Source organism: Kitasatospora sp. NPDC059088, from assembly GCF_042738155.1.
GTDB lineage: Bacteria > Actinomycetota > Actinomycetes > Streptomycetales > Streptomycetaceae > Kitasatospora.
Map to the genome: position 1 here is coordinate 8,646 of NZ_JBHYGR010000073.1, position 25,259 is coordinate 33,904.

34 protein-coding genes are annotated in these 25,259 nt (G+C 74.7%); 12 read left to right on the forward strand and 22 right to left on the reverse strand.

Annotation, left to right across the window (positions count from 1 at the left end; genetic code table 11):
* Positions 1-131: 131 nt before the first annotated feature.
* The 4 genes from ACFWXO_RS28025 to ACFWXO_RS28040 all read right to left on the reverse strand — a co-directional run bounded on the left by ACFWXO_RS28025 (position 132) and on the right by ACFWXO_RS28040 (position 3,783).
* Positions 132-1,433, reverse strand: coding sequence for a hypothetical protein (locus ACFWXO_RS28025; RefSeq protein WP_380526921.1), 1,302 nt, complete (start codon positions 1,431-1,433; stop codon positions 132-134).
* Between the two features lie 83 nt (positions 1,434-1,516).
* Positions 1,517-2,551 (reverse strand): zinc-binding dehydrogenase, encoded by a 1,035-nt coding sequence (locus ACFWXO_RS28030; RefSeq protein WP_380526923.1) that lies wholly within the window; start codon positions 2,549-2,551, stop codon positions 1,517-1,519.
* Between the two features lie 198 nt (positions 2,552-2,749).
* Entirely contained in the window at positions 2,750-2,959 is a 210-nt protein-coding gene (locus tag ACFWXO_RS28035) for a DUF397 domain-containing protein (RefSeq protein WP_380526925.1), read from the reverse strand.
* Complete coding sequence (locus ACFWXO_RS28040; protein ID WP_380526927.1) at positions 2,944-3,783, reverse strand: Scr1 family TA system antitoxin-like transcriptional regulator; 840 nt, start codon at positions 3,781-3,783, stop codon at positions 2,944-2,946. Before ACFWXO_RS28040 ends, ACFWXO_RS28035 begins: the two co-directional genes overlap by 16 nt.
* A 120-nt stretch (positions 3,784-3,903) precedes the next feature.
* Between ACFWXO_RS28040 and ACFWXO_RS28045 the strand changes: the two genes are divergently transcribed.
* From ACFWXO_RS28045 to gcvH, 5 genes are all read left to right on the forward strand, one after another.
* Positions 3,904-4,104, forward strand: a complete 201-nt coding sequence (locus ACFWXO_RS28045; RefSeq protein WP_375897055.1) for a hypothetical protein — start codon at positions 3,904-3,906, stop codon at positions 4,102-4,104.
* 11 nt (positions 4,105-4,115) lie between these two features.
* Positions 4,116-4,340 carry a hypothetical protein gene (locus ACFWXO_RS28050; protein WP_380526929.1) on the forward strand — a complete coding sequence of 75 codons (225 nt, stop codon included), beginning with the start codon at positions 4,116-4,118 and terminating at the stop codon, positions 4,338-4,340.
* A gap of 74 nt (positions 4,341-4,414) precedes the next feature.
* A complete protein-coding gene (locus tag ACFWXO_RS28055; protein WP_380526932.1) occupies positions 4,415-4,882 on the forward strand; it encodes an NUDIX domain-containing protein in 468 nt (155 codons plus the stop codon).
* A gap of 94 nt (positions 4,883-4,976) precedes the next feature.
* On the forward strand, positions 4,977-5,603 hold the full coding sequence (locus ACFWXO_RS28060) for a DUF2306 domain-containing protein (RefSeq protein WP_380526934.1): 627 nt from the start codon (positions 4,977-4,979) through the stop codon (positions 5,601-5,603).
* A 60-nt stretch (positions 5,604-5,663) separates the two neighbouring features.
* Positions 5,664-6,044 (forward strand): glycine cleavage system protein GcvH, encoded by a 381-nt coding sequence (gene gcvH / locus ACFWXO_RS28065; protein ID WP_380526936.1) that lies wholly within the window; start codon positions 5,664-5,666, stop codon positions 6,042-6,044.
* A 37-nt stretch (positions 6,045-6,081) separates the two neighbouring features.
* Here gcvH and ACFWXO_RS28070 read toward each other — a convergent pair whose 3' ends face one another.
* Both ACFWXO_RS28070 and ACFWXO_RS28075 read right to left on the reverse strand, forming a co-directional pair.
* The gene (locus ACFWXO_RS28070) at positions 6,082-7,023 is read right to left on the reverse strand and encodes a phosphotransferase family protein (protein ID WP_380526938.1); all 942 of its coding nucleotides are present in this window, start codon (positions 7,021-7,023) and stop codon (positions 6,082-6,084) included.
* An 87-nt stretch (positions 7,024-7,110) separates the two neighbouring features.
* Positions 7,111-8,076, reverse strand: coding sequence for a CAP domain-containing protein (locus ACFWXO_RS28075; RefSeq protein WP_380526940.1), 966 nt, complete (start codon positions 8,074-8,076; stop codon positions 7,111-7,113).
* A gap of 316 nt (positions 8,077-8,392) precedes the next feature.
* On the opposite strand from ACFWXO_RS28075, the gene ACFWXO_RS28080 reads away from it, so the two are divergent.
* Positions 8,393-9,124 (forward strand): alpha/beta hydrolase, encoded by a 732-nt coding sequence (locus ACFWXO_RS28080; protein WP_380527004.1) that lies wholly within the window; start codon positions 8,393-8,395, stop codon positions 9,122-9,124.
* A 66-nt stretch (positions 9,125-9,190) separates the two neighbouring features.
* On the opposite strand, the gene ACFWXO_RS28085 is transcribed toward ACFWXO_RS28080, so the two are convergent.
* The 8 genes from ACFWXO_RS28085 to ACFWXO_RS28120 all read right to left on the reverse strand — a co-directional run bounded on the left by ACFWXO_RS28085 (position 9,191) and on the right by ACFWXO_RS28120 (position 14,837).
* Positions 9,191-9,799, reverse strand: coding sequence for an EF-Tu/IF-2/RF-3 family GTPase (locus tag ACFWXO_RS28085; protein ID WP_380526942.1), 609 nt, complete (start codon positions 9,797-9,799; stop codon positions 9,191-9,193).
* Positions 9,800-9,992: 193 nt separating this feature from the next.
* Positions 9,993-10,949, reverse strand: a complete 957-nt coding sequence (locus tag ACFWXO_RS28090) for an SDR family NAD(P)-dependent oxidoreductase (protein ID WP_380526944.1) — start codon at positions 10,947-10,949, stop codon at positions 9,993-9,995.
* A 143-nt stretch (positions 10,950-11,092) separates the two neighbouring features.
* Positions 11,093-11,518 (reverse strand): VOC family protein, encoded by a 426-nt coding sequence (locus ACFWXO_RS28095; protein WP_380526946.1) that lies wholly within the window; start codon positions 11,516-11,518, stop codon positions 11,093-11,095.
* A gap of 32 nt (positions 11,519-11,550) precedes the next feature.
* Positions 11,551-12,042: a hypothetical protein gene (locus tag ACFWXO_RS28100; protein WP_380526948.1), complete on the reverse strand. Its 492-nt coding sequence runs from the start codon at positions 12,040-12,042 to the stop codon at positions 11,551-11,553.
* An 83-nt stretch (positions 12,043-12,125) separates the two neighbouring features.
* Positions 12,126-13,049, reverse strand: coding sequence for an NAD(P)H-binding protein (locus ACFWXO_RS28105; protein ID WP_380526950.1), 924 nt, complete (start codon positions 13,047-13,049; stop codon positions 12,126-12,128).
* Between the two features lie 217 nt (positions 13,050-13,266).
* Positions 13,267-13,548, reverse strand: a complete 282-nt coding sequence (locus tag ACFWXO_RS28110) for a hypothetical protein (RefSeq protein ID WP_380526952.1) — start codon at positions 13,546-13,548, stop codon at positions 13,267-13,269.
* Positions 13,549-13,686: 138 nt separating this feature from the next.
* Entirely contained in the window at positions 13,687-14,115 is a 429-nt protein-coding gene (locus tag ACFWXO_RS28115) for a nuclear transport factor 2 family protein (RefSeq protein WP_380526954.1), read from the reverse strand.
* Entirely contained in the window at positions 14,112-14,837 is a 726-nt protein-coding gene (locus ACFWXO_RS28120) for a class I SAM-dependent methyltransferase (protein WP_380526956.1), read from the reverse strand. The genes ACFWXO_RS28115 and ACFWXO_RS28120 overlap by 4 nt, the downstream gene beginning before the upstream one ends.
* Before the next feature lie 99 nt (positions 14,838-14,936).
* Between ACFWXO_RS28120 and ACFWXO_RS28125 the strand changes: the two genes are divergently transcribed.
* Positions 14,937-15,959: an LD-carboxypeptidase gene (locus ACFWXO_RS28125; RefSeq protein ID WP_380526957.1), complete on the forward strand. Its 1,023-nt coding sequence runs from the start codon at positions 14,937-14,939 to the stop codon at positions 15,957-15,959.
* Positions 15,960-16,069: 110 nt separating this feature from the next.
* The gene (locus tag ACFWXO_RS28130; RefSeq protein WP_380526959.1) at positions 16,070-16,351 is read left to right on the forward strand and encodes a hypothetical protein; all 282 of its coding nucleotides are present in this window, start codon (positions 16,070-16,072) and stop codon (positions 16,349-16,351) included.
* Between the two features lie 16 nt (positions 16,352-16,367).
* Here the strand turns inward: ACFWXO_RS28130 and ACFWXO_RS28135 are convergent, their stop codons facing one another.
* From ACFWXO_RS28135 to ACFWXO_RS28150, 4 genes are all read right to left on the reverse strand, one after another.
* Positions 16,368-16,694: a hypothetical protein gene (locus ACFWXO_RS28135; protein ID WP_380526961.1), complete on the reverse strand. Its 327-nt coding sequence runs from the start codon at positions 16,692-16,694 to the stop codon at positions 16,368-16,370.
* Entirely contained in the window at positions 16,691-17,698 is a 1,008-nt protein-coding gene (locus tag ACFWXO_RS28140) for a protein kinase (RefSeq protein ID WP_380526963.1), read from the reverse strand. Before ACFWXO_RS28140 ends, ACFWXO_RS28135 begins: the two co-directional genes overlap by 4 nt.
* A 42-nt stretch (positions 17,699-17,740) precedes the next feature.
* Positions 17,741-18,208: a hypothetical protein gene (locus ACFWXO_RS28145; protein ID WP_380526965.1), complete on the reverse strand. Its 468-nt coding sequence runs from the start codon at positions 18,206-18,208 to the stop codon at positions 17,741-17,743.
* A gap of 201 nt (positions 18,209-18,409) precedes the next feature.
* On the reverse strand, positions 18,410-18,841 hold the full coding sequence (locus ACFWXO_RS28150) for a hypothetical protein (protein ID WP_380526967.1): 432 nt from the start codon (positions 18,839-18,841) through the stop codon (positions 18,410-18,412).
* Between the two features lie 104 nt (positions 18,842-18,945).
* On the opposite strand from ACFWXO_RS28150, the gene ACFWXO_RS28155 reads away from it, so the two are divergent.
* Positions 18,946-20,016, forward strand: coding sequence for a hypothetical protein (locus ACFWXO_RS28155; RefSeq protein ID WP_380526969.1), 1,071 nt, complete (start codon positions 18,946-18,948; stop codon positions 20,014-20,016).
* Positions 20,017-20,064: 48 nt separating this feature from the next.
* Here the strand turns inward: ACFWXO_RS28155 and ACFWXO_RS28160 are convergent, their stop codons facing one another.
* Positions 20,065-20,925, reverse strand: a complete 861-nt coding sequence (locus ACFWXO_RS28160; RefSeq protein WP_380526971.1) for an oxidoreductase — start codon at positions 20,923-20,925, stop codon at positions 20,065-20,067.
* Complete coding sequence (locus ACFWXO_RS28165; protein ID WP_380526973.1) at positions 20,912-21,817, reverse strand: helix-turn-helix domain-containing protein; 906 nt, start codon at positions 21,815-21,817, stop codon at positions 20,912-20,914. Before ACFWXO_RS28165 ends, ACFWXO_RS28160 begins: the two co-directional genes overlap by 14 nt.
* Positions 21,818-21,929: 112 nt before the next feature.
* Here ACFWXO_RS28165 and ACFWXO_RS28170 point away from each other — a divergent pair, with 112 nt between their 5' ends.
* Together ACFWXO_RS28170 and ACFWXO_RS28175 are read left to right on the forward strand one after the other, a co-directional pair.
* Positions 21,930-22,682 carry a DUF6193 family natural product biosynthesis protein gene (locus ACFWXO_RS28170; protein WP_380526975.1) on the forward strand — a complete coding sequence of 251 codons (753 nt, stop codon included), beginning with the start codon at positions 21,930-21,932 and terminating at the stop codon, positions 22,680-22,682.
* 28 nt (positions 22,683-22,710) lie between these two features.
* Entirely contained in the window at positions 22,711-23,493 is a 783-nt protein-coding gene (locus ACFWXO_RS28175) for a DUF6193 family natural product biosynthesis protein (protein ID WP_380526977.1), read from the forward strand.
* A 39-nt stretch (positions 23,494-23,532) separates the two neighbouring features.
* Here ACFWXO_RS28175 and ACFWXO_RS28180 read toward each other — a convergent pair whose 3' ends face one another.
* Both ACFWXO_RS28180 and ACFWXO_RS28185 read right to left on the reverse strand, forming a co-directional pair.
* Complete coding sequence (locus ACFWXO_RS28180) at positions 23,533-24,006, reverse strand: MarR family transcriptional regulator (RefSeq protein ID WP_380526979.1); 474 nt, start codon at positions 24,004-24,006, stop codon at positions 23,533-23,535.
* Positions 24,003-24,491 (reverse strand): MarR family winged helix-turn-helix transcriptional regulator, encoded by a 489-nt coding sequence (locus ACFWXO_RS28185; RefSeq protein WP_380526981.1) that lies wholly within the window; start codon positions 24,489-24,491, stop codon positions 24,003-24,005. Before ACFWXO_RS28185 ends, ACFWXO_RS28180 begins: the two co-directional genes overlap by 4 nt.
* 91 nt (positions 24,492-24,582) lie before the next feature.
* Here ACFWXO_RS28185 and ACFWXO_RS28190 point away from each other — a divergent pair, with 91 nt between their 5' ends.
* The gene (locus tag ACFWXO_RS28190) at positions 24,583-25,119 is read left to right on the forward strand and encodes a SixA phosphatase family protein (protein ID WP_380526983.1); all 537 of its coding nucleotides are present in this window, start codon (positions 24,583-24,585) and stop codon (positions 25,117-25,119) included.
* Positions 25,120-25,259: the final 140 nt, after the last annotated feature.

Genomic DNA, 25,259 nt, shown 5'->3' on the forward strand with positions numbered 1-25,259 from the left:
CCCCGCGCCCCCCCCCCCCCGCCCGGGGGGGGGGGGGGGGGGGGGGGGGGGGGGGGGGGGGGGGGGGGGGGGGGGGCCCCCCCCCCCCCCTGCGCTCCCTGTTCTGCTTCCTGCGAGGCGCGGGTGGCTGCTCAGTCGAGCCGGCCCAGGATCCATTCCACGAGGACGCCGGAGACGTGGCTGTGCTCGGTGTTCTCGGCGTCGAAGGCGACCTCGTTCAGGTGGAAGCGCTCGGGGCCCTGGTCGAGGAGGTTGAGGTTCGGGTCGACGTCCCAGGCGATGGGGTCGTAGACGAGCGCGCAGGCGCTGACCGCCGGGACGAAGGCGCCGCTGCGGTGCTCCTCGCTGATCTTCGCCTTGATGGCGTCGGCGACCTTGCCGAAGGAGTCCAGGGTGCCGCCGGGCACCCCGTCCAGGGCCGGGACCTCGGTGGTGGTGGAGCGGCGCAGCGACAGGCCGGCGTGCATGCCGCCGATGCGCTGGCCGGTGCCCCGGTCGGGCTGGAAGCGGGCGGTGGCGCTGGCGACCAGGGCCTGCCAGTCGAAGGCGATCTCGCCGGCGGGCAGCGGGCGCCCGGTGCCGTCGCCGCGGCCGTTGGCGACGCCGAGCAGGCGCGGGCGGCGCGGGAAGTCGCCGAGGTCGGCGAGCTCGCGCACGAAGGCGGTGCGCAGTTCGCTGGCGGTGGCGACCTCGCCCGAGTACTTGGCGTCCGGGACCCAGGCCCAGAGCAGCTGCTGGGCGGCGGGGCTGCGGATCAGGTCGGCCTGGGAGGGCTCGCCGGGCCTGGCGGGGGCGAGCTTCTCGAAGAAGTACGCCATCTGCTGGAGGATCAGCGGGATCCAGGCGCCGTTGTGGGGGGAGTCCCAGGACAGGTAGGTGGCGGCCTGGTGGTCGATGCCGTCGTTCTCCAGCTTGGCGAGCGCGTAGCGGGTGATGATGCCGCCCATGCTGACGCCGCCGACGGTCAGCGGCTGGTCGCCGACGCGTTCGGCGATGGCGCGCCGGATCGCCTGGATCGCGACGTCGGCGTTGTGCTGGATGTGGGTGTGGCGCTCGTCGAAGCCGATCAGGACGACGTCGTGGCCGCGGGTGAGGAGCTGGTCGAGGAAGCCCGGACGGCCGCTCTCGTAGGGGGAGTTGAAGTGGTTGAACAGCGCGGGCAGGTCGCTGGGGCCGTAGTTGAAGCCGTCGGCGAACAGGAACGGCTTCTCCAGGTGGGTGCGGCCGCCGCCGTAGTAGACGGCCGCGGTGCCGCTCGCCCGCTCGCCCGGTAGCTCCCAGACCTCGTCGGGCACGCGCACGCCCGGCAGGCCGATGTCGGTGGTGAAGAAGATGTCGGAGGCGATGGTCGCCGCGACTTCGGCGAGTTCCTCCGGGGTGAGGTCGGTCCCGCTGGTGGCGAGGGAGGTGGAGACGTCGATACGGGGGTTCACGGCCATGGTGTACCGCCTCGGTCGGGGGTTGGTTCGTGGCCGACCGTAACGGGTCGGTCACTCACCGCACCAGCTGCTGACCGCTATTGGCCGAAAGCGACCGGAACGGACCGCTCGCGGGACCCGCCACCCCGCGACGGCCGCGGTCGGACCAGGAGCAGCGTCTTGCCCAGGGCCGTGCGGCCCTCGATCGCGGCGTGCGCGTCCGCGGCCCGCTCCAGCGGGAAGGTCTGCCCGATCACCGGCCGCACCCGGCCCGCGAGGGCCTGCGCCATCACCTGCTCCAGCCACGGCCGCATCCGCGCCCGGAAGGAGAACAGCTGCTCGATCCCGAGCACCTCCACCCCGCGCCGCCGCGCCTGCTCGGGTGTGATCGCCGTGAGGTGGCCGCTGGAGGCGCCGTGCACGGAGAAGCGGCCGTGGCGGGCCGTCACCTCGAAGGCGGCACGGCCGATCTCCCCGCCCACGCCGTCGAACACGACGTCGACGCCCGCGCCGCCGGTCACCCGCAGGACCTGCTCGCTCCAGTCCGGGGAGGAGTAGTCGATGGCTGCCTCGGCGCCCAGGCCGCGGACCAGGTCGAGCTTGCGCTCCCCGCGGGCCAGGCCGATGACCCTGGCCCCGGCGGATCGCGCCAGCTGCACCAGCAGGCTGCCGAGTCCGCCGGCCGCCGCCTCGACCAGCACCCACTGCCCGGGGACGATCCGGGCCCCCTCGACCAGGCCCGTCGCGGTGGCGCCGTCGGAGTGCAGGGCCGCCGCCTCGGGCAGGCCCAGCCCCTCGGGCACCGCGACCAGGCTCCCCGCGTCGGCCGCCACCCGCTCGGCGAAGGCGCCCGTCGACCCGGCGTCGGCCAGCACCGACCGGCCGGCCCAGCCGGGGTCCACGCCCTCCCCGACGGCGCTCACCCGGCCGGCCACCATGCCGCCCGGCACGTAGGGGAGTTCGGGCCTGGGGTGCCACGGGTCGACGCCACGGCGGATCTGCGTCTCGACGAAGGTGATGCCGACGACGGAGACGTCGACCAGCACCTGCCCCGGCCCGGGAGCGGGTTCCGGCGCCTCGCTGGGGACGAGAACCTCGGGGCCCCCGAAACGCACTGCCTGTACGGTCCGCATGCTGATCACATTCCTGTCCGGTGACGGCGACTTCGACACCGTGGATTCTTCGACCTCAAGCGAGGTTGAGGTCAAGTGCGCTGAGGGGCGGATCAGGAAGTCGGCGGGGTCGACTTCCCGGCCGGAGTCGCGGTGGCCCGGGGAACAGGGAAAGCCCCGCCGCCCGGGGGGCCGGGGCGGCGGGGCTTGGCGCTGGGGTCAGCGGGCGTCGAGTTCGCCGGTGCGGACGGCGGTGACGAAGGACTGCCAGGCGGTGGTGGAGAAGACCAGGGCGGGGCCGGAGGGGTCCTTGGAGTCGCGGACGGGCTGGACGCCGGTGAAGCCCTCGGCGATCTCGACGCAGGCACCGCCGTTCGCGCTGCTGTATGAGCTCTTGCGCCAGGAGGCATCGGTCAGGTCGACATCCACTCCAGGTCTCTCCTTACCGCTCGAATGAAAGCCAGCGATTCGGCTTGGCCGAGGGCCTCGACCGCCAGCCGATCGTACTGCTTCGTCAAAGCAGCAATTGACTTGGTGTCACGGTCGATGTATCCGCGAACCTCAACTTCGCCGTAAGCGAGAACTTTGCGGTTCGGCATGGTAAGGAGATGCAGCATGTGAGTGAGGGGCCGGTGCTCGGCTAGGGAGAACGGCGCCACCTGGATGACTACGTTCGGACGTTCGGCCAACTGCTCAAGATGAAGCAGCTGTTCAATCATGACGTCACGACCGCCGACGACCTTCCTGAAACAGCTCTCGTCCAACACCACGTGGATGAGGGGAGGAGGGGTCCGGTCCAGAACTTGCTGCCGGGCAAGGCGGAAGGCGATGCGCTCCTCGGCCAGTTTCTCGCTCGAAAAGCCCTGCCTGACAGAGGCTCTCTGGAGGGTGGTCATGTACGCCCGGGTCTGCAGTAGGCCCGTGATGAAGTCGTTCTCGAAGATTCTGATCGTTTCAGCAAGGCCCTCATAGCGAGCGCACTCCGGGAAGCCTTCCAAGATCGCCGCGTTCTTGAGCTGATACCACATCAGCAGCATCGTGCCGCCGGTGTCGAGTGCGATGTCCGCCAGTTCCGCGAGCCTGCGACTCGGCGGCCGGTGCGCAAGTTCGATGTAGGAGAGGTGCGACGGCGAGCACTCCAGCAGCGGCGCCAGATCCTCCTGGAGGAGCTTCCGGGCCTCGCGGAAGTTGCGGAGCTGGATGCCGAACGGCGCCCAAGGGCTCGACTCCGGATCAATCTTCTTCTTGTTCATGGCAGTCCCCAACTTCTGGCGCACCCGTGGCAAGTCGCAGGCTGCTTCCGATCGTAGGCGCCACTACCCCACCATGTGCAACAGAACGTGAAACTTCCATCGCAGAGAGTTCCCCTTGCCATGGCTCAAGACCAAGTCCCCCGTCTCCACGGGTACGGTGTCCGCTGGGACACCGAGGCCCGGTGCTACCGGGTGCGCAACGAGTGCACCGGGGCGTGGCTGTGCAAGCCCGACGGTGAGCGCAGCGGCTTCTCCTCCTTCACCGAGGCGTTCTCCGCCTGGCGGCTCTTCGAAGTCCACAAGCGGCCGGGGGAGTTGTGACCCTCTCTCGTGTGACTGCCGAGCAGCGCCGGCAGGCCGCCGTCGTCCTGGACGACCTGACCACCGTCCTCGCCCTGGGTCGGGTCAACCTGCCCACCCTGGAAGTCGACTGGGACACCGGCCGTTCCACCTGCGAGTACCTGCTCCACCTCACGGCCCGCCCCCTGGACCTGCTGCGGATCGTCGACCTGCTGCGCAAGGGCCTGCGCTACGAGCGCCTCACCTATGACGACTGAACTCATCCCCCGCCTCCTCTGGTGGGCCTGCCTCGTCCTCCTTCTCTTCGCTGCTCTCAGGAAGTGAACTCCCCGTGCACGACCCCCGCCTCCTCGCCAAGCCCCCCATCTGCCGGCTCGGCTGCCTCGTCCTGGTCCGCAACCAGCACGGCGACGTCCTGCTCGTCGACCCCGACTACCTCGACGGCATGATCCTGCCCGGCGGCCCCGGCAAGGCCAACGAGCCCCCGCACCGCGCCGCCGCCCGCCACCTCCACGCCCAGACCGGCATCATCCTGCGCCTGACCCACGCCGTCGCCCTCGACTACACCCCCTCCGACCGCTACCTGGAACGCTTCAACCTCGTCTTCGACGGCGGCACCCTGCGCGACGAACACCCCCTCACCGTCCCCCCGCAGAAGCGAAGCCGCCTCCTGGGCGCCCGCTTCGTCCCCGTCCACGAACTCCCCAACCACATGGCCCCCTCCCAGGCCGCCCGCACCACCGAAGCCCTCACCGGCCGCGCCCTCCCCCTCCTCCTCCACGGCCAGCGCCCCGACTGACGCTCCGTCACATTCCCATCCCCCGGTCAGCCCCAGGGCGGATCGGGGGGATGCCCCCATCCCGCTGCCCGCCGGTGCGCCCGACACTCGGGCCATGCGCATCACTCGGGGCGGCTGGGCCGTCATGACCGTGCTGTCCACACTGATCGTCCTGTACGCGGCCAAGTACGCGAGCTTCGACCCGGACACCTACTTCACCCAACAACGCGCCACCTACCTGGCGCACCAACTGCCCCTGGGCCTCCACATCTTCGGCGCCGCCGTCGCTCTGCTCCTCGGGCCCTGGCAGTTCTCCACCCGGCTGCGCCGCCGCTCCCCGCGCCTGCACCGCGCCGTCGGCACCACCTACCTGCTGGGCTGCCTGGTCGGCGGCATCGGCGCACTCCTGCTGGCGCCGCACGCCTACGGCGGCGCGGTCTCCGCCCTCGGCTTCGCCTGCCTGGGCATCGCCTGGCTGCTCACCGGCGCCACCGGACTGCGGATGATCCTGCGCGGCCGGGTGGAGGACCACCGGCGCTGGATGGTCCGCAGCTTCGCCCTCACCTTCGCCGCCGTCACGCTGCGCCTCATGCTGGTGGCCGCCCAGGTCGCCCACCTGGACTTCCGCACCTCCTACCTGGCGATCGCCTGGCTGTGCTGGGTGCCCAACCTCGCGCTGGCGTGGTGGTTCACCCGCTCACCCGGTCGGGTGAAGGTCGCACCCGGCGGCGGAGATCTGTAGCAGGCTCCTCCCTGGCTGACGGACCGTCAGCACAACAACTCGTCCCCACGGAGAGACGCCATGGCCTACCCGAAGGATTTCAAGTACACCGACTCGCACGAGTGGGTGCAGCCCACCGGCAGGAACAAGGCCCGGGTGGGCATCACCGACCACGCCCAGCGCCAGCTCGGCGACATCGTCTTCGTCGAACTCCCCAAGGTGGGGGACACCTTCGACGCCGGGCGGCCGTTCGGCAGCGTGGAGTCCGTCAAGTCGGTCAGCGAGCTCTACGCCCCGGTCTCCGGCAAGGTCACGGCCATCAACGAGGACCTGGACGCCGCACCCGAGGACATCAACGAGGACGCGCACGCCACCTGGCTCATCGAACTGGAGCTGACCAAGCCCGCCGAGCTGGACACCCTCCTCACGGCCGCCCAGTACGAGGCCCTCATCAAGGAGTAGGGCCGGTTCGACGTGCTGCTCGCGTGCGGGCCCGCCCTCACGCGAGCAGCGCCTCCAGCTGCGGGAGCCGGCCGAACAGGTCGGGCAGGCCACGCAGGCCGCCGCGTACGGACGCGTGCGAGAGCGCGAGCTCGGGGCCGGTGCCCGCCTCGGCCCCGGCCAGGCAGCGCAGGACGTTCCACCGGGTGTGCCCCAGCCAGCCGCCGACCGTGTACGCGAACCAGCTCGGGCCCGGCGGCGGCAGCGCACCGCCGCCCGCGGCGTAGCCATCGAGGACGCTGCGGAAGACAGCGGGCCTGATGTCGTCGAGGCCGGGGCCCTTGGCGATGCCCAGCGCGGTCGAGCCGAGCTCGCCGGAGAGGTCGAGCGGGCCGGAGAGCTCCCAGTCGAGCAGGACCGGGCGGCCCGCCCGGGCGAGCAGGTTCCACGGCTGGACGTCGCGGTGGGTGAGCACCACGGGGCCGGGCCGCTCGCAGGCGTCGAGGAAGTCGGCGATCGCCAGGAACGTGCCGACACGGGAGGCGAGTTCACCGGCCCACGGCTGTCCGCTCGCCTGCGCCCGCGCGGCGAGCGCGGGCCAGTCCCGGAGGGTCGGCCCCTCGGCCGACTCGGCCGGCTCGGGGGTCCACGGGACGTCGAGCGCGTGGAGGCGGGCCAGGATCTGGCCGACCTCGAACGCGTACGCCTCCGGCACCGGCTCCTCCGGCACCTTCTCGCCCTCGACCCAGCGGTGCACGAGCGTGTGCGGGTCGGCGGCGACCGGCTCCGGCATCGGGACGCCGGCGGCGAAGGCCGCCCGCTCGAAGGCGAACACGTCCTCGACCCGGTAGGGGCGGCGGCGGTCGGCGGGGCTCAACTCCTTGACGGCGAAGGACCCTTGGTCGGTGTCGAGCCGGTACGTCCGGTTGGCGAACCCGCCGTGGACGCGGATCATCGGCCCGAGCGGCACGCCGAGGTGGGAGAGGTGGGAGAGGTTCACCCCGCGCATGCTAGAGGCGGCACCCCGCCGCCGCACCGGGCTTTCCCGTGGACGCCGGCCCGCGCCGGCGTCCACGGGGTGCCGGTGTCAGCGGGTGCTGAAATCGGCGTTCCAGGAGGCCGCGTTCGTACGCGCCAGGCCGACCTCGTTGTAGTTGCCGATCATGATGCCCAGGTGGTCGGGGGAGTTGATCCAGCCGTCGACGGCCGCGTCGATGTTCGTGGGCCCCCAGAAGGCGATCTCGCCGAAGCCGCGCCCGGTGTAGCCCAGGCCCGAGGCTATGCGGCCCGAGTCGCAGAAGTGCCCGGAGACCCGGCGCTGGTCCATCTGGTCGGCGTTGCACTTGGCGGCCTGGGCGAGCGTGGCGTTGAACCGCACCGGCGCCTTGCCGTACTGGGCGCGCAGGGCGTTCAGCCGGTCCAGGAAGCGCTGCTGGTCGGAGGTGACCGGGCCGCCGCCGTTGCCCGGGTTGGTGCCGGTGCCGCCGGAGGCGACCAGGTCGAAGCGCTGGGACATGCTGCCGTCGCAGCCCTCGACGGTGACCTCCCGGTCCAGGCCGTGGTACGTCAGGCAGCCGTTGCCCTGGGCGTTGCGCAGGTAGGTGCCGCCCTCGGCGGCGGACTCCAGGGTCCACTGCTGGTTGGCGCCCGCCCACCAGTGGATGAACTGGGTGGTGCGGTTGTCGCGGGTGTCCATCTCCAGCACGCGCTCGGTGCCGTTGACGTTGCGGGCGAAGTCGACCCGGTCGCCGGGCTTGTTGGAGATCCAGAACGAGGTGGAGGCGTCCTGGTAGCCGCGGGCGACGATCCGCGAGCCCTCGCCGTCGGAGCTGGCCAGCGAGTGGTGGTTCTGGTGGTCCTGGATCGTGACCATCTGCTCGACCACGCCCGCGGTCGCTGCGGTGCCGGCGGTCGCGGCGTGCGCGGGCGCCGCCAGCAGGGTGGCACCGCTCGCGGACAGCGCGGAGACGGCGAACGCCAGGGCCGCCAGGCGGGTGCGGCGGCGCGCGCCCGGGGCCGGACGGCTGGTGGGGGTGGACGACGGGTGGGACACGGGGATCTCCTACGCTCGGCGGACCGCCGGCCGGCGGGCGGGCGGGGCGTAGGACAGGACAACAGCGCCGGGTAGACAACCGATCAACGGGCGTGGTCCGAAACCGTTTGGCGCGGGGCGGCGGGCGCTGCTACCTTTCCGGCAGGCCGTGCGAGAGAACGAGGAGGTGGTACCCGTGAACACGATGACATGGGTGCTCTCCTCCGGGGTCACGGTCGGGCGATAGGTCGTCGCCCGGGAGCGCCGTTCAGCAGCTCTCCCGAAAGGCACGACCGTGCACTTCACCCCCTCCGCCCCTCCCGCCCCCTCCGCCTCCCTGGCCTTCACCGCCGAACGGCGCCACGCCGACGGCGTCCTGGAGCGCGAGTTCCTCCTCGGCGACACCCCCGGCACCCTGTGGACGACCGGCACCGAGCCGGCCCCGCTGATCCTGATGGCCCACAACAACGGCCTGCCCCGGCGCGAGCCCCGCCTCGTCGCCCGGGCCCGCCACACCGCCGCCCAGGGCTACGCGGCGGCCGCCATCGACGCCCCCGGCTGCGGCGACCGCCCCCGCACGGAGGCCGCCGAGCAGGCCCGCGCCGACCTGCGCGGCGCCATGCGGGCCGGCGAGCCGCGCGAGGTGGTCGACGGGATCCTCGAAGCCCTCGTCGGCCCCCTCGTCGAGGCCGCCGTCCCCGAGTGGCGGGCCGCCCTGGACGCCCTCCTGACCCTGCCCGAGGTCGCCACCGGCCCGGTCGGCTACTCGGGCTGGACGGCGCTGGGCATCCGCCTGGCCGCCACCGACGCGCGCATCGGCGCCGCCGGCCTGTTCGCCGGCGGCTACGTGCCCCGCGCCGTGCGCGAACAGGCCCGGCAGGTCACCGTCCCGCTGCTGTTCCTGCTCCAGTGGGACGACGAGGGCAACCCCCGCCAGCGCGCCCTCGACCTGTTCGACGCCTTCGCCGCCACCCAGAAGACCCTGCACGCCAACCTCGGCGGGCACACCGGCACCCCCGCCTTCGAACTGGAGGACACGAGCCGCTTCTACGACCGCCACCTGAGGTGACACCCGCCCCGGTGAGCCGGGCCGGCCGGGGGATCCCCTCCCGCGGCCGGCCCGGCCCGCGGGGTGTTACCCGAGGGCCCGCGTGACCACGCCGGAGCCCAGCGTGCTCCCGGCCTTGCGCAGCAGGAACGGCGTCCCCGCCTCCAGCGCGACCGCGGTCGTCAACGTCGCCGTCAGGCTCACGCTCGCACCGGGCTCGACGGCCTCGGTGCCCTCCGGCAGTTCCACCGACCCGGCGATGTCGAGGCCGCGCACGTGGAACACCGGCCAGTCGTCGCGGGAGACCGCCTTGTGCCGCCCGCTCACCTCGGCGGGCGACAGCTCGACGTCGGCCTCGAAGGTGGTGCACGCGCTGATGCTGCCCGGCTCGGCGAGCACCTGGCCACGGCCCACCTGCTCACTGGTCACACCGCTCAGCAGCAGGCCCACCGACTCACCCGCCCGCGCCTGCTCCTGCGCGCCCCGCGTGCCGGTCCGCTCGATCTCGACGCAGGCCACCGTCCGGTTCGCGCCGACCCCGACGACCTCCGCCTTGCCGCCCGGCGTGATCGTGCCGCGTTCGACGCGGCCGGTGACCACGCACCCCCGCCCGGGGACCTGGAAGGTGTCGTCGATCCCCATCAGGAACGGTCCCGCCGTGTCCTCGGCCCGACCCGAGTCATCCGTCTCCTCCACCCGCACGAACTCCCTCCATCACCTGCTGCTCGGTTGCCGCACGCACCGGCGACGACCTGCGGGAGTGCCGCGCTCCTGCGAAGCACGGCCCTCCCCCCGTGGTCGGCCGCCCGGTCCGCTGCCGGCCCAGACCGCCGATCCTGCCGGACCGGGGCCGGGCCCCACCCCGCACAACCCCACGGCGTCGGGGAGTTCACCCGATCGAGAACACCGGCTCGCAGCCCGCCAGTTCGCAGCTGGCCTCCCACAGCCAGGCCGCGGTGGCCTTGTCGGCCAGGTGCTCCCACAGCGGCTCCGGCCTCGGCTCGCCGCGCAGCCCGAACACCCGCGGGCTCCACAGCACCGGGCCGCCGTGAACTCCCGCGTCCAGCACGGCCCGTACCGCCGGCCAGGCGGCGGCGTCCTTGCCCTGGACGACCAGGCCCAGCGGCAGGCGGCTCAGCCGCTCGCCGGGGGTGCGTTCGTGCAGCGGCGGGCGGGCGGGGGTGAGGGCGTCGAGCGCGCCGCCCGGGTGCGTCAGGACGCTCAGCGTGGCGCTCCCGGCGGCGCGCAGGCGGCGGTCGAGCTCGACGGCGAACAGCATCTGGGCGAGCTTGGAGCGGGCGTAGGCGCGCTTGGGCCGGTAGTCGCGGGCGCTCTGGAGGTCGGCGAGGTCCAGGCGTTCGGACTTGGCGGCGAAGCTGCCGGTGGTGACGATCCGGCTGCCCGGGGTGGCCAGCAGCAGCGGGGCCAGGCGGGCGGTGAGCGCGAAGTGGCCCAGGTGGTTGGTGGCGAACATCAGCTCGTGGCCGCTCCCGGCGGTGCGGCGCGGCGGGTCGTCGAGGGCGATGCCCGCGTTGAGGACGACCGCGTCCAGGCGCTCCGGTCGCAGCGCCCCGGCGGACGCCTCGATCGAGGCCGGGTCGGCCAGGTCCAGCGGCAGGTGGCGCAGCCTCGCGCCGGGCACCCGCGCGCCGATCGCGGCGATCGCCGCCGCGGCCTTGGCGCGGTCGCGGCTGCCCAGGACGACACCCGCCCCGGTGGCGGCCAGCTGCTCGGCGACGAAGTAGCCGATGCCGGCGTTGGCGCCGGTGACCAGGAACACCTTCCCCTCGGCGCGGGGCAGCCGGTGGACGTCCCACGGCGGGCTCTGGAGTGCGGAGTTGGGCACGGGTGCTCCCTGGGTGTGCTGTGCGCGGTCGCCGGGGCGCGTCGACCACGCCCCGGCCCCAGGTTCGCGCGGGCCGCTCACACCTCACCGGCAGAGCGCTGTCCCCGCTGTCGGACGGCCGTCGCCACCACGTACGGGGGTGCTCAGTCGACGCAGAACTCGTTGCCCTCGACGTCCAGCATCGGGATGCACGAGTCCTGGCCGTCGTACAGCACCTGCACCAGCGTGGCGCCCAGGGCCTCCAGCCGGGCGGCCTCGGCCTTGAGCACGGCCAGGCGCTCCTCGCCGACCAGCCCGGTGCCCACCCGCACGTCCAGGTGCACCCGGTTCTTGACGGCCTTGCCCTCCGGCACGCGCTGGAAGTACAGCCGCGGACCCGCCCCCGAGGGGTCGGTGCACGCCGACCAGGAACCCCGCTCCTGCGCCGGCTGGGAGGCCTCGTACGCGTCCCAGGAGGCGAACCCCTTCGGCGCTGCCATGACGTACCCCAGCACCTCGCACCAGAAGCGGGCGACGCGCGCGGGCTCCGCGCAGTCGAAGGTGACCTGGAACTGCTTGATCGCTGACATCCGGGCACCGTAGCAGGGGACGCAGAGGCGCTTCACGGATTATCGGCCGTCACGGTCCAGTCCGCGGACGGGCCGGTGCCCCCGGGCCGGGCGCCCAGGCCGCCCTCGCGGGTCTCCGTCAGGTAGAGGTCGTTGTCGTTGAGGTCCGACTCCGAGCGGACCCGGGACCGGCCGCCGTCCGCCACGCTCCACGCCGCCTCGGTCGCGCGGCACTGGCCGTAGCGGATGCCCCAGTTGTCACCGATCGCCACACACCCCCAGGCGCCCTTCTGCGGGTCGAGCGCCGCCACGTTCACCGCAGCTCCCACCGCCCGCAGCTCCCACCGCTGCCCGGGCGCCGCCGCGTCGCACGGCTCCAGCCGCACCTGGGTGGTGCCCGGGACGTGGTGCAGACAGGTGCCGGTCCGGGCGTTGCGCAGGCTGTACGTCACCGGCCGCTCCGCCGCGCGGGCGGCGGCGGGGGACAGGAGCAGGACGGCGGCGAGGACGGCTGCGGCCGCCGCGCGCCGGGGGCGAACGGGCATGGGGTGGCTCTCCGTTGAGATGTGGTGCAGCGCTCAACGACCGACGCACGGTCGGGAAACGAACCATCCCGGGCCCGAGGAGCTCACGAACCCAGCGGACCCTGGGCCTGCTGGGCCTCCCGTGCCTCCCGTGTCTCCCGGGTGAACGCGGCGGTGTGGTCGGCGGCCCACCGGCCGAACGTGCGCGGCGCCCTCCCGAGGACGTCGGCGACCGTGGAGGTGACGTGGGCGGGCCGGCCGAGCGCGGCGTTCCACGCGGCGAGCAGCATCTCGACGGCCGGCGCGGGCACGTCCTTCGACAGGCTCCGGAACTCCTGCGGCGTCATCTCCTCGAAGGCGATCCGGCGCCCCAGGGCGTCGCCGATGGCGCCCACCTGCGCGGCCTGGGTCAGCGACTCGGGGCCGGTGAGGACGTAGTCGCCCCCGGCGTGCCCGTCCTGATGGAGCGTGCGCGCCGCGACGGCCGCCACGTCGCGGTCGTCCACGGGCGCGGTCTCGGCGGCGCCGTAGGGCCAGCGGACCACCTCGCCCGCCCGGATCGCCGGGGCCCACCAGGCCAGCGCGTTCGAGGCGAGCATCCCGGGCCGGATGACCGTCGACTCGACCCCGGTGGCCGCGAGGAGGCGTTCGAGGTCGGCGTGCATCGCCGCCACGGGATTGGGCTGCTGGAAGAAGGGGTGCGGCGTCCGGTGCGGGGAGGTGAGCAGGACGACCCGCCGCACGCGCGCCGCCAGCCGCGCGAGGACCGCCCCGGCGGTGGCGGGCGGGGCGGTCCACAGGAGGAAGACCGCCCCGGCGCCGTCCAGCGCCGGGTCCAGCGACTCGGGCGCGGTGAGGTCGCCGGTGAAGGCCTCGACCCCGGCCGGCAGGTCCGCCGCCGCCTCGGCGCGACGGGCGAGGGCGCGCACCGGCACGCCCGCGTCGAGGAGGTGGTCGACGACGAGGCGCCCGAGGCGGCCGGTGGCTCCGGTGACGAGGACGGGGGGAAGGCCTGGCTGCGGGTTCATACCGCCATGAAAACATTACCGAGTTAAGAAGGCAACCCGGTTAAAGAATGCTGGGAGTCGCGTGCCGCCCAGGCGCGGAGCAGCGCTGGAAATGTGGACCAACAGAATTAAACACCCCCCCCCGACCAGCGGGGGGGGCAACCCAGGGGGGCGGGGGGGAAGAGGGGACCCGGCCGCCCCCCCCCCGCGCCCCCGCCGCGCCCGTCCCGGGGGCGGGCTACTCCTGGGCGGCCTTGCGGCAGGCGGTGCCCGCGACGACGGCGGGGACGTAGTCGTCCCGCAGGAGGTGGTAGCAGCCCTGGAAGGCCTCCTGGCCGCCGGCCGCGCCGACCGAGCAGGCGTCCTCCACGAGCTGGGTGTCCGCGTCGGGCTTGTTCTCCAGGACGTAGTAGAAGCACCCCTGCGGGGTAGCGCTCGCGACCGGGGCGAGGGCGACCGCGCCGCCCAGGGCGAGGGCGAGGGTGCAACCGGCGGCGGCGACTCGTCGGACCAGCTTCATGGCAGGCAAAACCTTTCGGTGGGTGCGGAGTTGACGGCCGGCGGCGGGCATCCATCGCCCACGAACCCCCGGCCCCGCCCATACCTACCGGACGCCCCGCCCCGCCCGGCCCGGCGCCGCGCCGACACCCGACCAAGATCACCCCGAAGGGGTGCCCCGCAGTACCTCGGCCGGGTCGGTGTGGGCGTGCATGGCGACCACCCGGCCGTCGTGGACGGTGAACACGTCGGCGACGGTGAGGTCCAGCGCGCCGCCGTCCGTCAGCGTGCCGTGCACGTGGTGGACGATCACGACGTCCGCGCCGCGCCGGTAGGCGGTCGGCTCGGAGTGCAGCTCGGACCACATCGCGTACGAGGCGCTCAGGTACGCGTGCACGGCGTCCCGGCCCGCGTGCGCGCCCCCGTCGGGCAGTTCCTCGGGCTCCACCCACGCCACGTCCGGGTGCAGGTCGGCGACGGCGGCGTCGATGTCGCCCCGGGCGTAGGCGGCGTAGGCGGCCAGGACGAGGGCGACGTCGGGGTCGGCGGGGTCGGCGGGATGCGCGCGGTGTGCGGGGGAGGGGGTCACGGGCGGCGGGCCACGAACACCAGCTCCCGCCCCGGCCGGTCCGGCGCCCCGCGCACCTCCTCCAGCACGAAGCCCGCCCCGGCCAGGTCCTCCTCCACCTCGGCCCGCTCCCGGAAGCGCAGCGTCGAGTCCGAGGTCAGCACCTGCCCGTCCGCGCCGAACACGTACGTCGAGCGGAACGACACCAACGGCCATTCCACCCCGATCAGTTCGATCCAGTGCTCCACCGGCCCGACCCCGGCGACCTCCGTCACCCGGCGGGAGTGCTCCCGGGTCCACCCCTCCCAGGCCCGGGCCGCCGGATCCCGGGTCTCGAACACCAGGCGCCCGCCCGGGCGCAGCGCCCCCAAGGCCCCCCGCAGGGTGCGCCGCCAGGCGGGCGGGTCGGCGATCGCCTGGGCGACGTTGGCCGTCATCGTCGCCAAGTCGACATCCAGCGGCGGGAGTTCACCCGCGTCCCCGTGGATCCAGCGCACCCGCCCGGCCCCCGGCTTCGCCCGGGCCACCTCGACGGAGGCCGCCGCCGGATCCACCCCGGCCACCTCGATCCCGCGTCCGGCCAGCAGCAGCGCGAACACCCCGGTACCGCAGCCGAGGTCCAGCACCCGGCGCGCGCCGAACTCCTCCACCATCCCCACGTAGGCGTCCAGGTCGCCGCGGTCGGGGTCCAGCGGGTCGTAGACCGCGGCGAGCCGCGGATGCGCGTAGCACTCGTCAGCCATGCCGACCACCTTACGGTCCGTCCCCGAACCCCCGAACTCCCGCCCGCCGACGGCGGAAACCCGGGTGACCCGGCCGGTCGCGGCGGCGACACTGGCGCCATGACCGCTTCCGCCGCCCCCCGACTGCTGCGCCCGCGCGCCCTGGCGCCCGGGGACCTCGTCGTCATCGCCGCGCTGTCCGGTCCGCTGCCGGCCGCCCACGAGCCCAACGTCGAGCGGGCGGTGGCGGTGCTGGAGCGGATGGGATTCCGCGTGCGCCGAGCCCCGCTGCTCGCGGCGGGCCGCCGCCACTGGTGGAGCGCGGCCGCGCCGGCCGAGATCGCCGCGGAGCTCAACGCCCTGCTGCGCGACCCCGAGGTGCGCGCGATCGTCGCCGGCGACGGCGGGCAGACGGTACTCGGCTACCTCGACCTGATCGACGTCGAGGCGATCACCGCCGACCCCAAGCCGATCCTCGGTTACAGCGACATCTCGCTGCTGCACCTGGTGCTCCACGCGCGCACGGGCCTGGTCGGCTTCCACGCCGACATGGCCGTCCCCGGCTTCGGCGGGAGCTGGCCGTGCGCGCCCGCGGCACGGCAGGCGCAACTGGAGGGGCTCTACGCCGGGTTGCTGACCGGTACCGGGGCGATCGGTGCGCTGCCCACGGGCCCGTCGTGGGAGTGCTGGCGCCCCGGTCGCGCGGAGGGCCCGCTGATCGGCGGGGTGATCAACCGCATCGTGCTGGCGCAGGCGACGCCCTTCGCGCTGCCGCTGGAGCGCTTCGACGGCGCGGTGCTGTTCTGGGAGGAGATGGGCGGCCTGGCCTCCCACGTGTGGAGCTACCTCCAAGTACTGCGGCACAGCGGCGTCCTGGACCGGATCGCGGGCATGGTCGTGGGCGTTCCGCGCGAGATCGGCGGACTGGAGCCCGGCGCGTCCCCCACCCTGCGCGAGATCGTCCTCGACGTGCTGGGCGGGCGTGACATCCCGGTCCTGGGCAACGTCGACTTCGGGCACGCCGGCCCCAACCTGCCGATGCCGGTGGGCATCCGCGCCGGCCTCGACGCGCGGCGGCGCACCTTGGCGCTGCTCGAACCGGCCGTAGGCCCGCGGCAGCCGCTCCCGGCGGCGCTCAACTAGCCCTGTTCCGTCGCCGGTTCGGGCGATTGCCGTATCCGCCCCGGCGCCGGGAGGATCCTCCTCAGAAGCACCGCTTCGTGGCGGTGTGCCCGAAACGAGAGGATCGCCCCATGCGCCGCCGGTTCTTCGCCCTCGTCCTGCTCGCCTCCGCCGGGATGCTCGCCCTCGCCGTCCCCGCCCAGGCCGCCACCGGCCTCCTGCTGGTCAACGGCGTGCCCCACGAGAACCCGCAGCGCGGCTGCTACCCGGCCACCTCGCCGGTGCACGTGGCGAACCGCACGAACACCACGGTCCTGGTGCACTCCGCCGCGAACTGCCGGGGCCCGGTGACGGCCCAGATCGGGCCGGGGCAGTCCGCCGAGGCCCTCGGGGCCAGCTACTTCGTCGAGTAGACCGGCCGACGGGTGCTCAGGATCCGGACGAGCTGCTGGAGGAGGAATCGTCGATGACGACGATCTCCTCGGAGCTGGAGGAACTGCTGGAGGAGGAGTGGTCGATGATGACGACGTCGTCGGAGCTGGAGGAGGTGTGCTCGCTGACGGCGTCCCGCTTCGGGCCGGTGCGCCCGTCGCCCCGTCCGAGGACTGGCCCGCCGTTCACGCCCGTCGCGCTCCCCGGCCCCGGCCCGGGCCGCGCGCCCGTCCCCGTCGTGGTGGCCGCCGCGGCGGGGGCGGCGGGGGTGAGGAGCAGCGCGGCGGTGGCGAGGAGGAAGGTGCGGCGGGCGGGCCGGTTCATGGGTGCTCTCCGGTACGGGTGGTGAGGGTGGTGAGGGTCAGGGCGTGGCGCAGGCGGGCGGTGAAGTGGCCGGTGGTGGGGTGGCGGGCGTCGGGGTCGGGGTCGAGGGCCTGCCGGAGGGTTTCCGGGAGGTCGGGCCAGAGGGCGGCGGGCCAGCCGGTGAGGGGCTGGACGGGGTGGGTGAGCCGGTGCTCCCGGGTGCGGGCCCGGTCGCCGGTGGCCGGCTGGTGGGGGCGTTGCCTAAGGACGCGGTGGAGGATCGCGGCCGCGCTGTACTGGTCGGCGGCCGGGGTGGGCACGGGGCGTGGGCGGGGTGCGAGGCATTCGGGTGCGGCGTAGGCGGTGGTGGTGCAGCGGTTCAGCGCGGCGGCGGCGGGGTCGCCGTCGCGTGCGCAGCTGTCGAGGTCGATGAGGGTGAGGGTGCGGCCGTGGCCGAGGACGATGTTGCCGGGGCTGAGGTCGGCGTGGACGACGCCGTGGCGGTGGAGGCCTTCGACGGCGTGGCCCAGGGCCAGGGCGAGGTGGGTGAACAGCTCGGCGCTGTCGGGGGACCAGGCGGCCATGGAGCGGTCGAGGTGGGGCAGCAGTTGGTGCAGTGTCAGCCCGCGCTGCCAGGTGGAGGCGAGGTAGTGCAGGTCGTGGTGGACGCCTTCGCCGGCGAGGTCGGCGGTGTCCGGGTGCGTGGCGGCGGCCCGCAGGCCGTGGGCCTCGTTGCGGGCGCGGGCGAGCACGTCGGCCGCGGCGTCGCGGCAGGTGGTCTTGAGCGCGACGTGCCCGCCGTCGGGGGCCGTGGCCAGGAAGACGTTCTGGCACTCCCGGCGGCGCAGCAGCCGCAACGGCTCGTACCCGGCGACGTCCCCGCCCAGCAGCCGCTCGCCGTCGCGGCCGTGCGGGCAGCGCGTTTCGGGCCGGCGCGGTGGGGGCGGGCACGCTCCGGGCGCGGGCCGTTGCGCGGTGGCCGCCGCGGGCGCGACGGCGGCGGCCTGCGGGGCGGGCGGTGGCATCACGTCCTCGCGGGCGCACGGGCGGGGTCGGACACGGGCCGGTCAGACACGGCTGACGGTGAAGGGGATGCGCTTGGTGACGTCCTGGACGCGGACCTCGCCGCTGATCCGCGTGACGCGGGTGCCGCCGCCCGCGCAGACGACGCTGTCGCCGATCGCGTGACCGGCGTAGGAGACGAAGCGGATCTGGCCGCGGCCGCTGGTGTCGACCTTGATCTCGAAGGAGCCGATGGCGTAGCGGGAGTCGCTGGGGCCGGTGGCGATCTCGGTCTTGAAGGTGTTGGCGCCGGCGACGACCGGTGTGACGGTCATGGCGCGGTCGTTGCCGTTGGCGGAGGCGGCCCCGGTGAACGGTGCGTCGAGCCCGGCCAGGCCGACGTAGTCGCCGATGGAGCCCCCGCAGGTGTCGACGGTGGCGGCGCCCGCCGCCGGTGCGGCGGACAGCGCGTTGGTCAGGGCGGCGGTCAGGGCGAACGCGGCGGCGGCTGCCGACCGGTGTCCTCTTCGCATGGCAGGGTGTCCCTTCCGGTGGACGGATCCCCGTCAGTATGCGAATCGCCGGGCCGCGTCGCGGGGGACACCTTCGCGCGGGCCGCCAGGATCACCGCAGCGGCGTAGTGCGAGCGGCCGGGCCGGCTGCGGAGGCGGCCGCGGGTGCGCCGACTGCGCTGCCGGGTACGGGTGTTCGAGGTGGGGGGCGGCCTCGGGCGCTCAGGGCCACGGTTGCAGGTCGTCGCAGAAGGTGGTGGCGGTGCCCGCGAGGCGCCAGCGGCGGCTGTGCCGGGAGTGGGTCCAGGTCTCGGGCGCGGTGCGGGTGGCGTCGATCCAGGCGGCGAGTTCGGGCAGGGCGCCGTGCCGCAACGCGAGCCGGGCGGTGGGGCGTTCGGCGGCCGGCAGCGGGGAGACGCCGACCCGTACGGTCGACCACCAGGCCGGGTGGAAGCCGCCCGTGCCGTAGTTGGAGCGCACCGGCGGGATCCACTCCGCGTGCAGTAGGGTCCCGTCCTCCCAGGGGCGGCTGTCGAAGTCCAGGCGGACGGTGTCCGCCCGCTCGGCGCCGAGCACGCCGAGCGCGTCGCGGACGTCCGTGGCGGTGAGCGGCCACGACAGCCCGCTGGGCAGACGGCGGTTACGGGAGGGCACGGCCCGAGGATGGCACGCGCCCGGGCCGGGGCGCACGCGAGTTCGCGCTGATCGGGGCGGGGGCGATGATCAACGGTGGCCGGCGGCCGCCTAGGGTCACGTGCATGTCCAGGACCACACCGCCGCGCCCGCTCGACGTCGAGGCGCTCTTCCCGGAGCTGACGGCCCACCGGGGCACCACCACCCGCCTCCACCCGCGCCCGGGGCGCCCCGACGCGACGGTCAGCTCCGTGGGCGGCCCGCTGCTGTGGCCCTCGGACGAACCCTGGCCGGTGTGCACCGACCCCCACAACCACCGGCGCGGCCACCGGCCGGCCGACGTCCACGAGCGGCGCCGGATCCTGGACGCCGTCTGGCGCCGGGACCCGGCCACCGGCCCCACCGACGAGGAGCGGCAGCTGCTCAAGGAACTCGAACGGCGCCACCGCGTCGAGGAAGGGGGCACCGCGGCCGACCCGCTGCCCCTGATCGGCCTCGCCCAGCTCTACCGGGCGCAGATCCCCGACCTGCCCGCCGGGCCGGACGGCTGCGACCTGCTCCAGGTGTTCTGGTGCCCCTTCGACGCCCACGGCCCCGGCCGCACCGGCATGCTGCTGGACCTGCGCTGGCGCCGCTCCTGGGAGGTCGCCGACGTGCTGGCCGACCCGCCGCGCCCGCAGGTCGTCGGCTACGAGGGGTACCTGCCCGAGCCGTGCGTGCTGCACCCCGAGCAGGTGGCCGCCTACCCGTTCGCCGGCCTCCTCCCGGAGGACCTGGGCGCCCGCATCCACGCCTGGGAGGAGGCGCTGGAGGAGGAGGCCGCCGAGCAGGCGGCGGACGGGGACGGGGACGGGGACGGGTGCGGCGACGGCGAGGGCGACGGGGAGGAGCCGGTGGGCTACCAGCGCGACCTGTCCATCCCGCCGGGCTGGCGGGCCGGCGGCTTCGCCTCCTGGCACGTCACCGACCCGGCCCCGATGGACTGCCCGGCCTGCGCGGCGCCGATGCACCTGCTGCTGACCGTCGACAGTTCGGAGTGGGACGGCGGCACCGGCAGCTGGAAGCCGCTGGAGGAGGAGCGGGACCCGCGCTCCTCCAGCACCCCGACCGGGGTCACCGTGGGCCGCTGGGGCGAGCTCAACGTCTTCGCCTGCCCCGCCGACCCCGCCCACCCGCACCGCTGGAGCGTCCAGTAGGGCCGGCCGGGACCGCCCGCAGGCGCCCGGCGGCGCTCGGCGAGGCCGTCAGGTCGCGGCCCGCTCCGGGGGGAAGTCGGCGCCGAGAGTGACCTCCCGCCAGTCGTCGAAGCCGGCCCTGAGGGAGTCGAGCTTGGCGGTGGCGATGTCGTACGCGGCCTTGCCCAGGAGCAGGCGCAGCGGCGGCTGTCCGGCCGTGACGGCCTCGATGACGGCCCGGGCGGCGCGGGCCGGGTCCCCGGGCTGGTGGCCGTAGGTGGCCAGGGTGCCGGCGCGTCGTGCGCCCGCCGTGGGCGCGTAGTCCTCGATGGCGGTGGCGGACTGGCGCATCGAGGGGCCGGACCAGTCGGTGCGGAACGCGGCGGGCTCGACGATCGTCACCTTGACGCCCAGCGGGGCGAGTTCGGCGGCGAGCGCCTCGGAGAGGCCCTCCACGGCGAACTTGGTCGCGTGGTAGTACCCGGTGGCGCCGAAGCCGACCAGGCCGCCGAGCGAGGAGATGTTGACGATGTGGCCCGCGCGCCGGGCGCGCATGCCCGGCAGAACGGCCTTGGTGGTGTCGACCAGACCGAAGACATTGGTGTCGAACAGGGCGCGGATCTCGTCGTCCTCGCCCTCCTCGACGGCGGCGAGGTAGCCGTAACCGGCGTTGTTGACCAGGACGTCGATCCTTCCGAAGGCGGTCTGCGCCCGCGCGACCGCCGTCGCGATCTGCCCGGAGTCGGTGACGTCCAGGGGCAGGGCGAGGGCGCGTTCGCCGTGCCCGCGGACCAGGTCGGCGACCTTGCGGGGGTCCCGGGCGGTGACCACGGCCCGCCATCCGCGCTCCAGTACGGCGGCGGCCAGGGCCCGGCCCAGGCCGGAGGAGCAGCCGGTGATGAACCAGACCGGCACGTCAGGGGAGGTCATACGGGAGGTGCCCTTCGCTCGAAGCGTCCTGCGTGGTGTCGTGTGCGGTGTCGGATGGGATGTCGGGTGGGACGTCGCGGGAACCGGCGCCGGTGGAGCCGGCGAGCAGGGCCAGCGACTGCTCGGCGGCGCTGCCGGGTTCGGCGCGGTAGACGACGAGGTGCTGGCCGGGGGCGCTGTTGACGGAGAAGGTCTCGAAGCCCAGGGTGAGGTCCCCGACCAGCGGATGGCGGAAGCGCTTCGTCGAGGCCGTCTTGGCCCGTACCTCGTGGCGCGCCCACATGCGGGCGAAGTCGGCGCTGCGCACGGACAGTTCACCGACCAGCTCCCGCAGCCGCCGGTCGTCCGGGGTGGGATCGGCGGCTCGCAGCGCCGCCACGCACCCCTGCGCGACGACGGGCCAGTCCCGGTAGAAGTCCCGGGCGTTCGGGTTGAGGAACATCGCCGTGATCAGACCGGTGTCGCCGCCGAGCCAGGAGAACAGTGCCTCGCCCAGGGAGTTGACGGCCAGCAGGTCGAGGTAGCGGCCGTAGACCAGGGCCGGTGTGTCCGCCCAGGCGTCCAGCAGGGCCACCAGCTGCGGGCCCGCGTACTCCCGGGCGGGCTCGGGGCGTCCGGGGTGCGGCGGGTCGACCAGGGCGCGCAGGTAGGCGGCTTCCTCGCCCTTCAACAGCAGGGCGGCTGCCAGGGCCCGCCGGACCTGGGGCGAGGGATTGCTCTCGCGTCCCTGTTCCAGCCGCACGTAGTAGTCGGTGCTCACCCCGGCGAGGACCGCGATCTCCTCGCGCCGCAGACCGGGAGTACGGCGCGCCCCCGCGGGCATCCCGTGGTCCTCGGGACGCACCAGTGCGCGCCGGGCCCGCAGGAACTCGCTGAGCCGGTTCGTGTGCATGGCCACCACCGTAGGGGGACGCGGCACAAAGAAGGTGGCCCTGGCACACCCACCCGCTCGACCACCCGCTCGACCGGCCGTACGGGCGGGCCGTTCTGGCACAATCGACCGCATGTCCGAACAACCCCACGACGCCCTGAGCGAGTTGACGGCACTGCACCCCGCGGTGGCGGCGGCCGGTTCGGTGTGCGAGGCCCTGCGGGCGGCGGCCGAGCGGGCGGGGCACGTCCTCGCCGTCGAACCGGCCGCGGCGCAGGGCCTGGGCCCGCTGGGCGCGACGGTAAGCGCCGAGGGGCGGACCGCGTACGCCACGCTGCTGCGCGGCGGCGAGGGCGAGGGGGAACACGAGGGCGGTGGCGGCGGGGGCCGGGTGCTCGCGGTGGACTGCTGGGACTACCGGGCCTGCGCGGCCACCGGCAGCACCCGGGACCCGGCCGAGGCCGCCGACGTGCTGCGCGCCTGGGTCCAGGGCGCCGGGGTGGACGAACTCACCGCCCGGTGGCCGTTCCTGCGCACCCGCGACCTCGCCGCGGCCGACCTGCGCGGCGAACGGGAGGCCGTCGCCCGGCGCTGGCGGGGCCGGCTGCAGGGCCCCGCCCGCGGGATGGCCGGCGAATGGCGCAGGCTCGCCGTGGCCGCCCACGCCGAGCCCAGGCTGCGGGTGCTCTCGCCCGGGCGGGCCATGTACTGGTTCACCCTCAGCCGCCGCGCCACCCCGCCGGTCAGCCAGGACCTGCCGCAGACCAGGCCGCTGGGCCGCGGCCGCTACGAGGTGACCCACGCCGACGGGCGGGTGCGGACGGTGGAGGGCGCGGCGGCGGCCGTCACGGTGATCCTGGAGGGCCTGCCCGGCGACCTGCGGTGACCGGCCGGACGGTGGCACACTCGACCGCATGTCCGAACAACCTCCCGAGCACACCGACCCCTTGGGCGCGTACGCGGCGCTCTACCCCGAGGTGGCGGCGGCCGGCTCGGTGCGCGACGCCCTCCAGGCGGCGGCCGACCGGGCGGGCCTGGAGCTGGCCGTCGAGCTGACCTCCTCGCCGGGCTGGCGTTACGTGGCCGCGAAGGCCGAGACCGAGACCGAGACCGAGACCGAGACCGAGACCGATACCGAGACCGGGGCTGAGGCCGACGGCCGCTCGGCGACCGTCATCATCCCGCGCGGCGAGGAACGGGTCTTCCTGGTCGACTGCTGGCTCGGCGGCATCCACATGGCCACGGGCGGCGCCCTGGAACTGGCCGACGTCGCCGCGGTGTTCCACGCCTGGGTGCGGGGGAGCGGGGTACGTCAACTCACCGCCCGGTGGCCCTTCCTGCGCACCTGGGACCTCGCCGAGGCCCACGAGCGCGGCGAGGCCGAGGCCGTCGCCGCGCGGTGGCGGATGATGCAGCGCGGCCCCCTGCCCCACCGCGACGCCGAACTCCTGGACCTGATCCGGGCCGCCCACGCCGAGCCCCGGCTGCGGGCCCTGTCACCGGGGCAGTCGATGTGGTGGTTCACCCTCAGCCGCCGGGCCGCGCCCCCCGGCGTCGGCGAGTTCCCGCGGACCAGGTCGCTGGGCCGGGGCCGCTTCGAGCTGACGTTCCCCGACCGCAGCGTGCGGGTGGTGGAGGGCGCGGAGGCCGCCGTCGCCGTGATCCTGGAGCACCTGCCCCCGGACCTCACCCCCTGACCCCCTGACCCCATGACCCCCTGACCCGCCGCCCGCCGTTCACCCGGCCCGGCGGGCCAGTTCGGCGTTCGCGCGCTCGGTGATCAGGGCCAGCGCCCGGCCCGCGGCGGCCAGGTCCGCGTCCGGGATGCCCGCGTACAGGCGGGCCGAGATCCCTGCCGTCTCGGCCCCGGCGCGCTCGTACAACTCGCGCCCGGCCGTGGTGAGTTCGAGCCTGCCGTCGGGGCGCTCGGCCAGCAGGGCGGCCGCCGTCAGCTCGCCGACGACGGCGCGCACCGCCGCCTCCGGGGCCTTGAGCGAGCCCGCGACCTCGGCGACGAGCTCGCCGGCCCCGACCGACCCGCCCGCGGCGGTGACGGCACGCAGCGTCACGCTCTGCTCGAAGGTGGCGCCGTGGCGGGCCAGGACGCCCTCCAGGAGGGCGCGGGCGGCGTAGTGGGCCAGGGCGATGGAGCGGGGGTTGAGCGCGGGGGCGGTCGCGGTGGTGGTCGCGGGTGCGGTGGTGGTGGTCATGGCCGGTGCTGCTCCTCGTCGTCGTCGGTGTGCGGGTCCAGCGGTACGTCGAGCAGGGCGGTCAGCTCGCGGGTGAACTCCCGGGCACGCGGGCTGTGTCGGCCGCCGAGGGGTTCCAGCAGCCGCTCCAGCAGGCCCTGGACCACGGCGACCGCCCGGCCGGTGACCTCGCGGCCCTGTTCGGTGAGCGAGAGCTGCATCGCGCGCGGGTCCTTCGGGTCCCGGGTGCGCTCGACCAGTCCGGCGGCCTCCAGGGCGCGGGCGAGCTTGGAGACATAGAGGGCCTCCAGGCCGGTGCGGTCGGCGAGTTGGCGCTGGCTGGGGCGCTGCCCGGTGCGGGCCAGGCCGTACAGCGAGCCCAGCAGCGCGTACTGGGCGTGGGTCAGGCCCAGCGGCGCGAGGGCCCGGTCGACGGCGACCCGCCACTTCATGGACAGGCGCCAGACCAGGAATCCGGCGGTGGCGCTCTCGGCTGCTTCGCTCATGACGGATACCGTACATGGCTACTATGTCCATGGCTACTGTTTTCCCGGCCGGGGAGAATGAAGCCGAACGCCACAGCGGAGGAGCGGCCCCGTGCCCGAGCAGCAGCAGGAGCGGCAGCACCGGATCGTCCTGGTGCGTCACGCCAAGTCCGCCTGGCCCGACGGCGTCGACGACCACGAACGCCCCCTCGCCCCGCGGGGCCTACGGGCCGCCCCGCTCGCCGGGCGACGGCTCGCCGGCCACGGCTGGACGCCCGACCTCGCGCTCGTCTCGACCGCCGAACGCGCCCGCCGCACCTGGCAGTTGATGGCCGCCGAGCTCCCCGCCCCACCGGAGGCCGTCCGGGACGGGCGCCTCTACGGCCTCGACACCGGCGAACAGCTGATCGCCCTCCTCGCCGCCCTCCCCGACCCGGTCGCCACCGTCCTGGTGCTCGGGCACAACCCCGTCCTCCACGAGGCGGCCGACGCCCTGGCCGGTGAGGCCGACGACCCGGCGCAGGCGGCCCGGCTGCGCGAGCGCTTCCCGACGGCCGCCGTCGCCGTGCTGGCTTTCACCGGCCTCTGGCAGCGCCTGCGGCCCGGCACCGCGCGGCTGGTCGACCACTGGACGCCCAAGGGCGGCTGAGGGCGGCTGAGGGCGGCCGGGGCGGCAGTGGGGGGGGGGGGGGCCCCCCCCCCCCGCGCCGCGGCCCCCCCGCCCCCCCGCCCCCGCCCCCCCCCCCCCCCCCGGCCCGGCCGCGGGGGGGGGGGCGGCCGCGGGCTGCG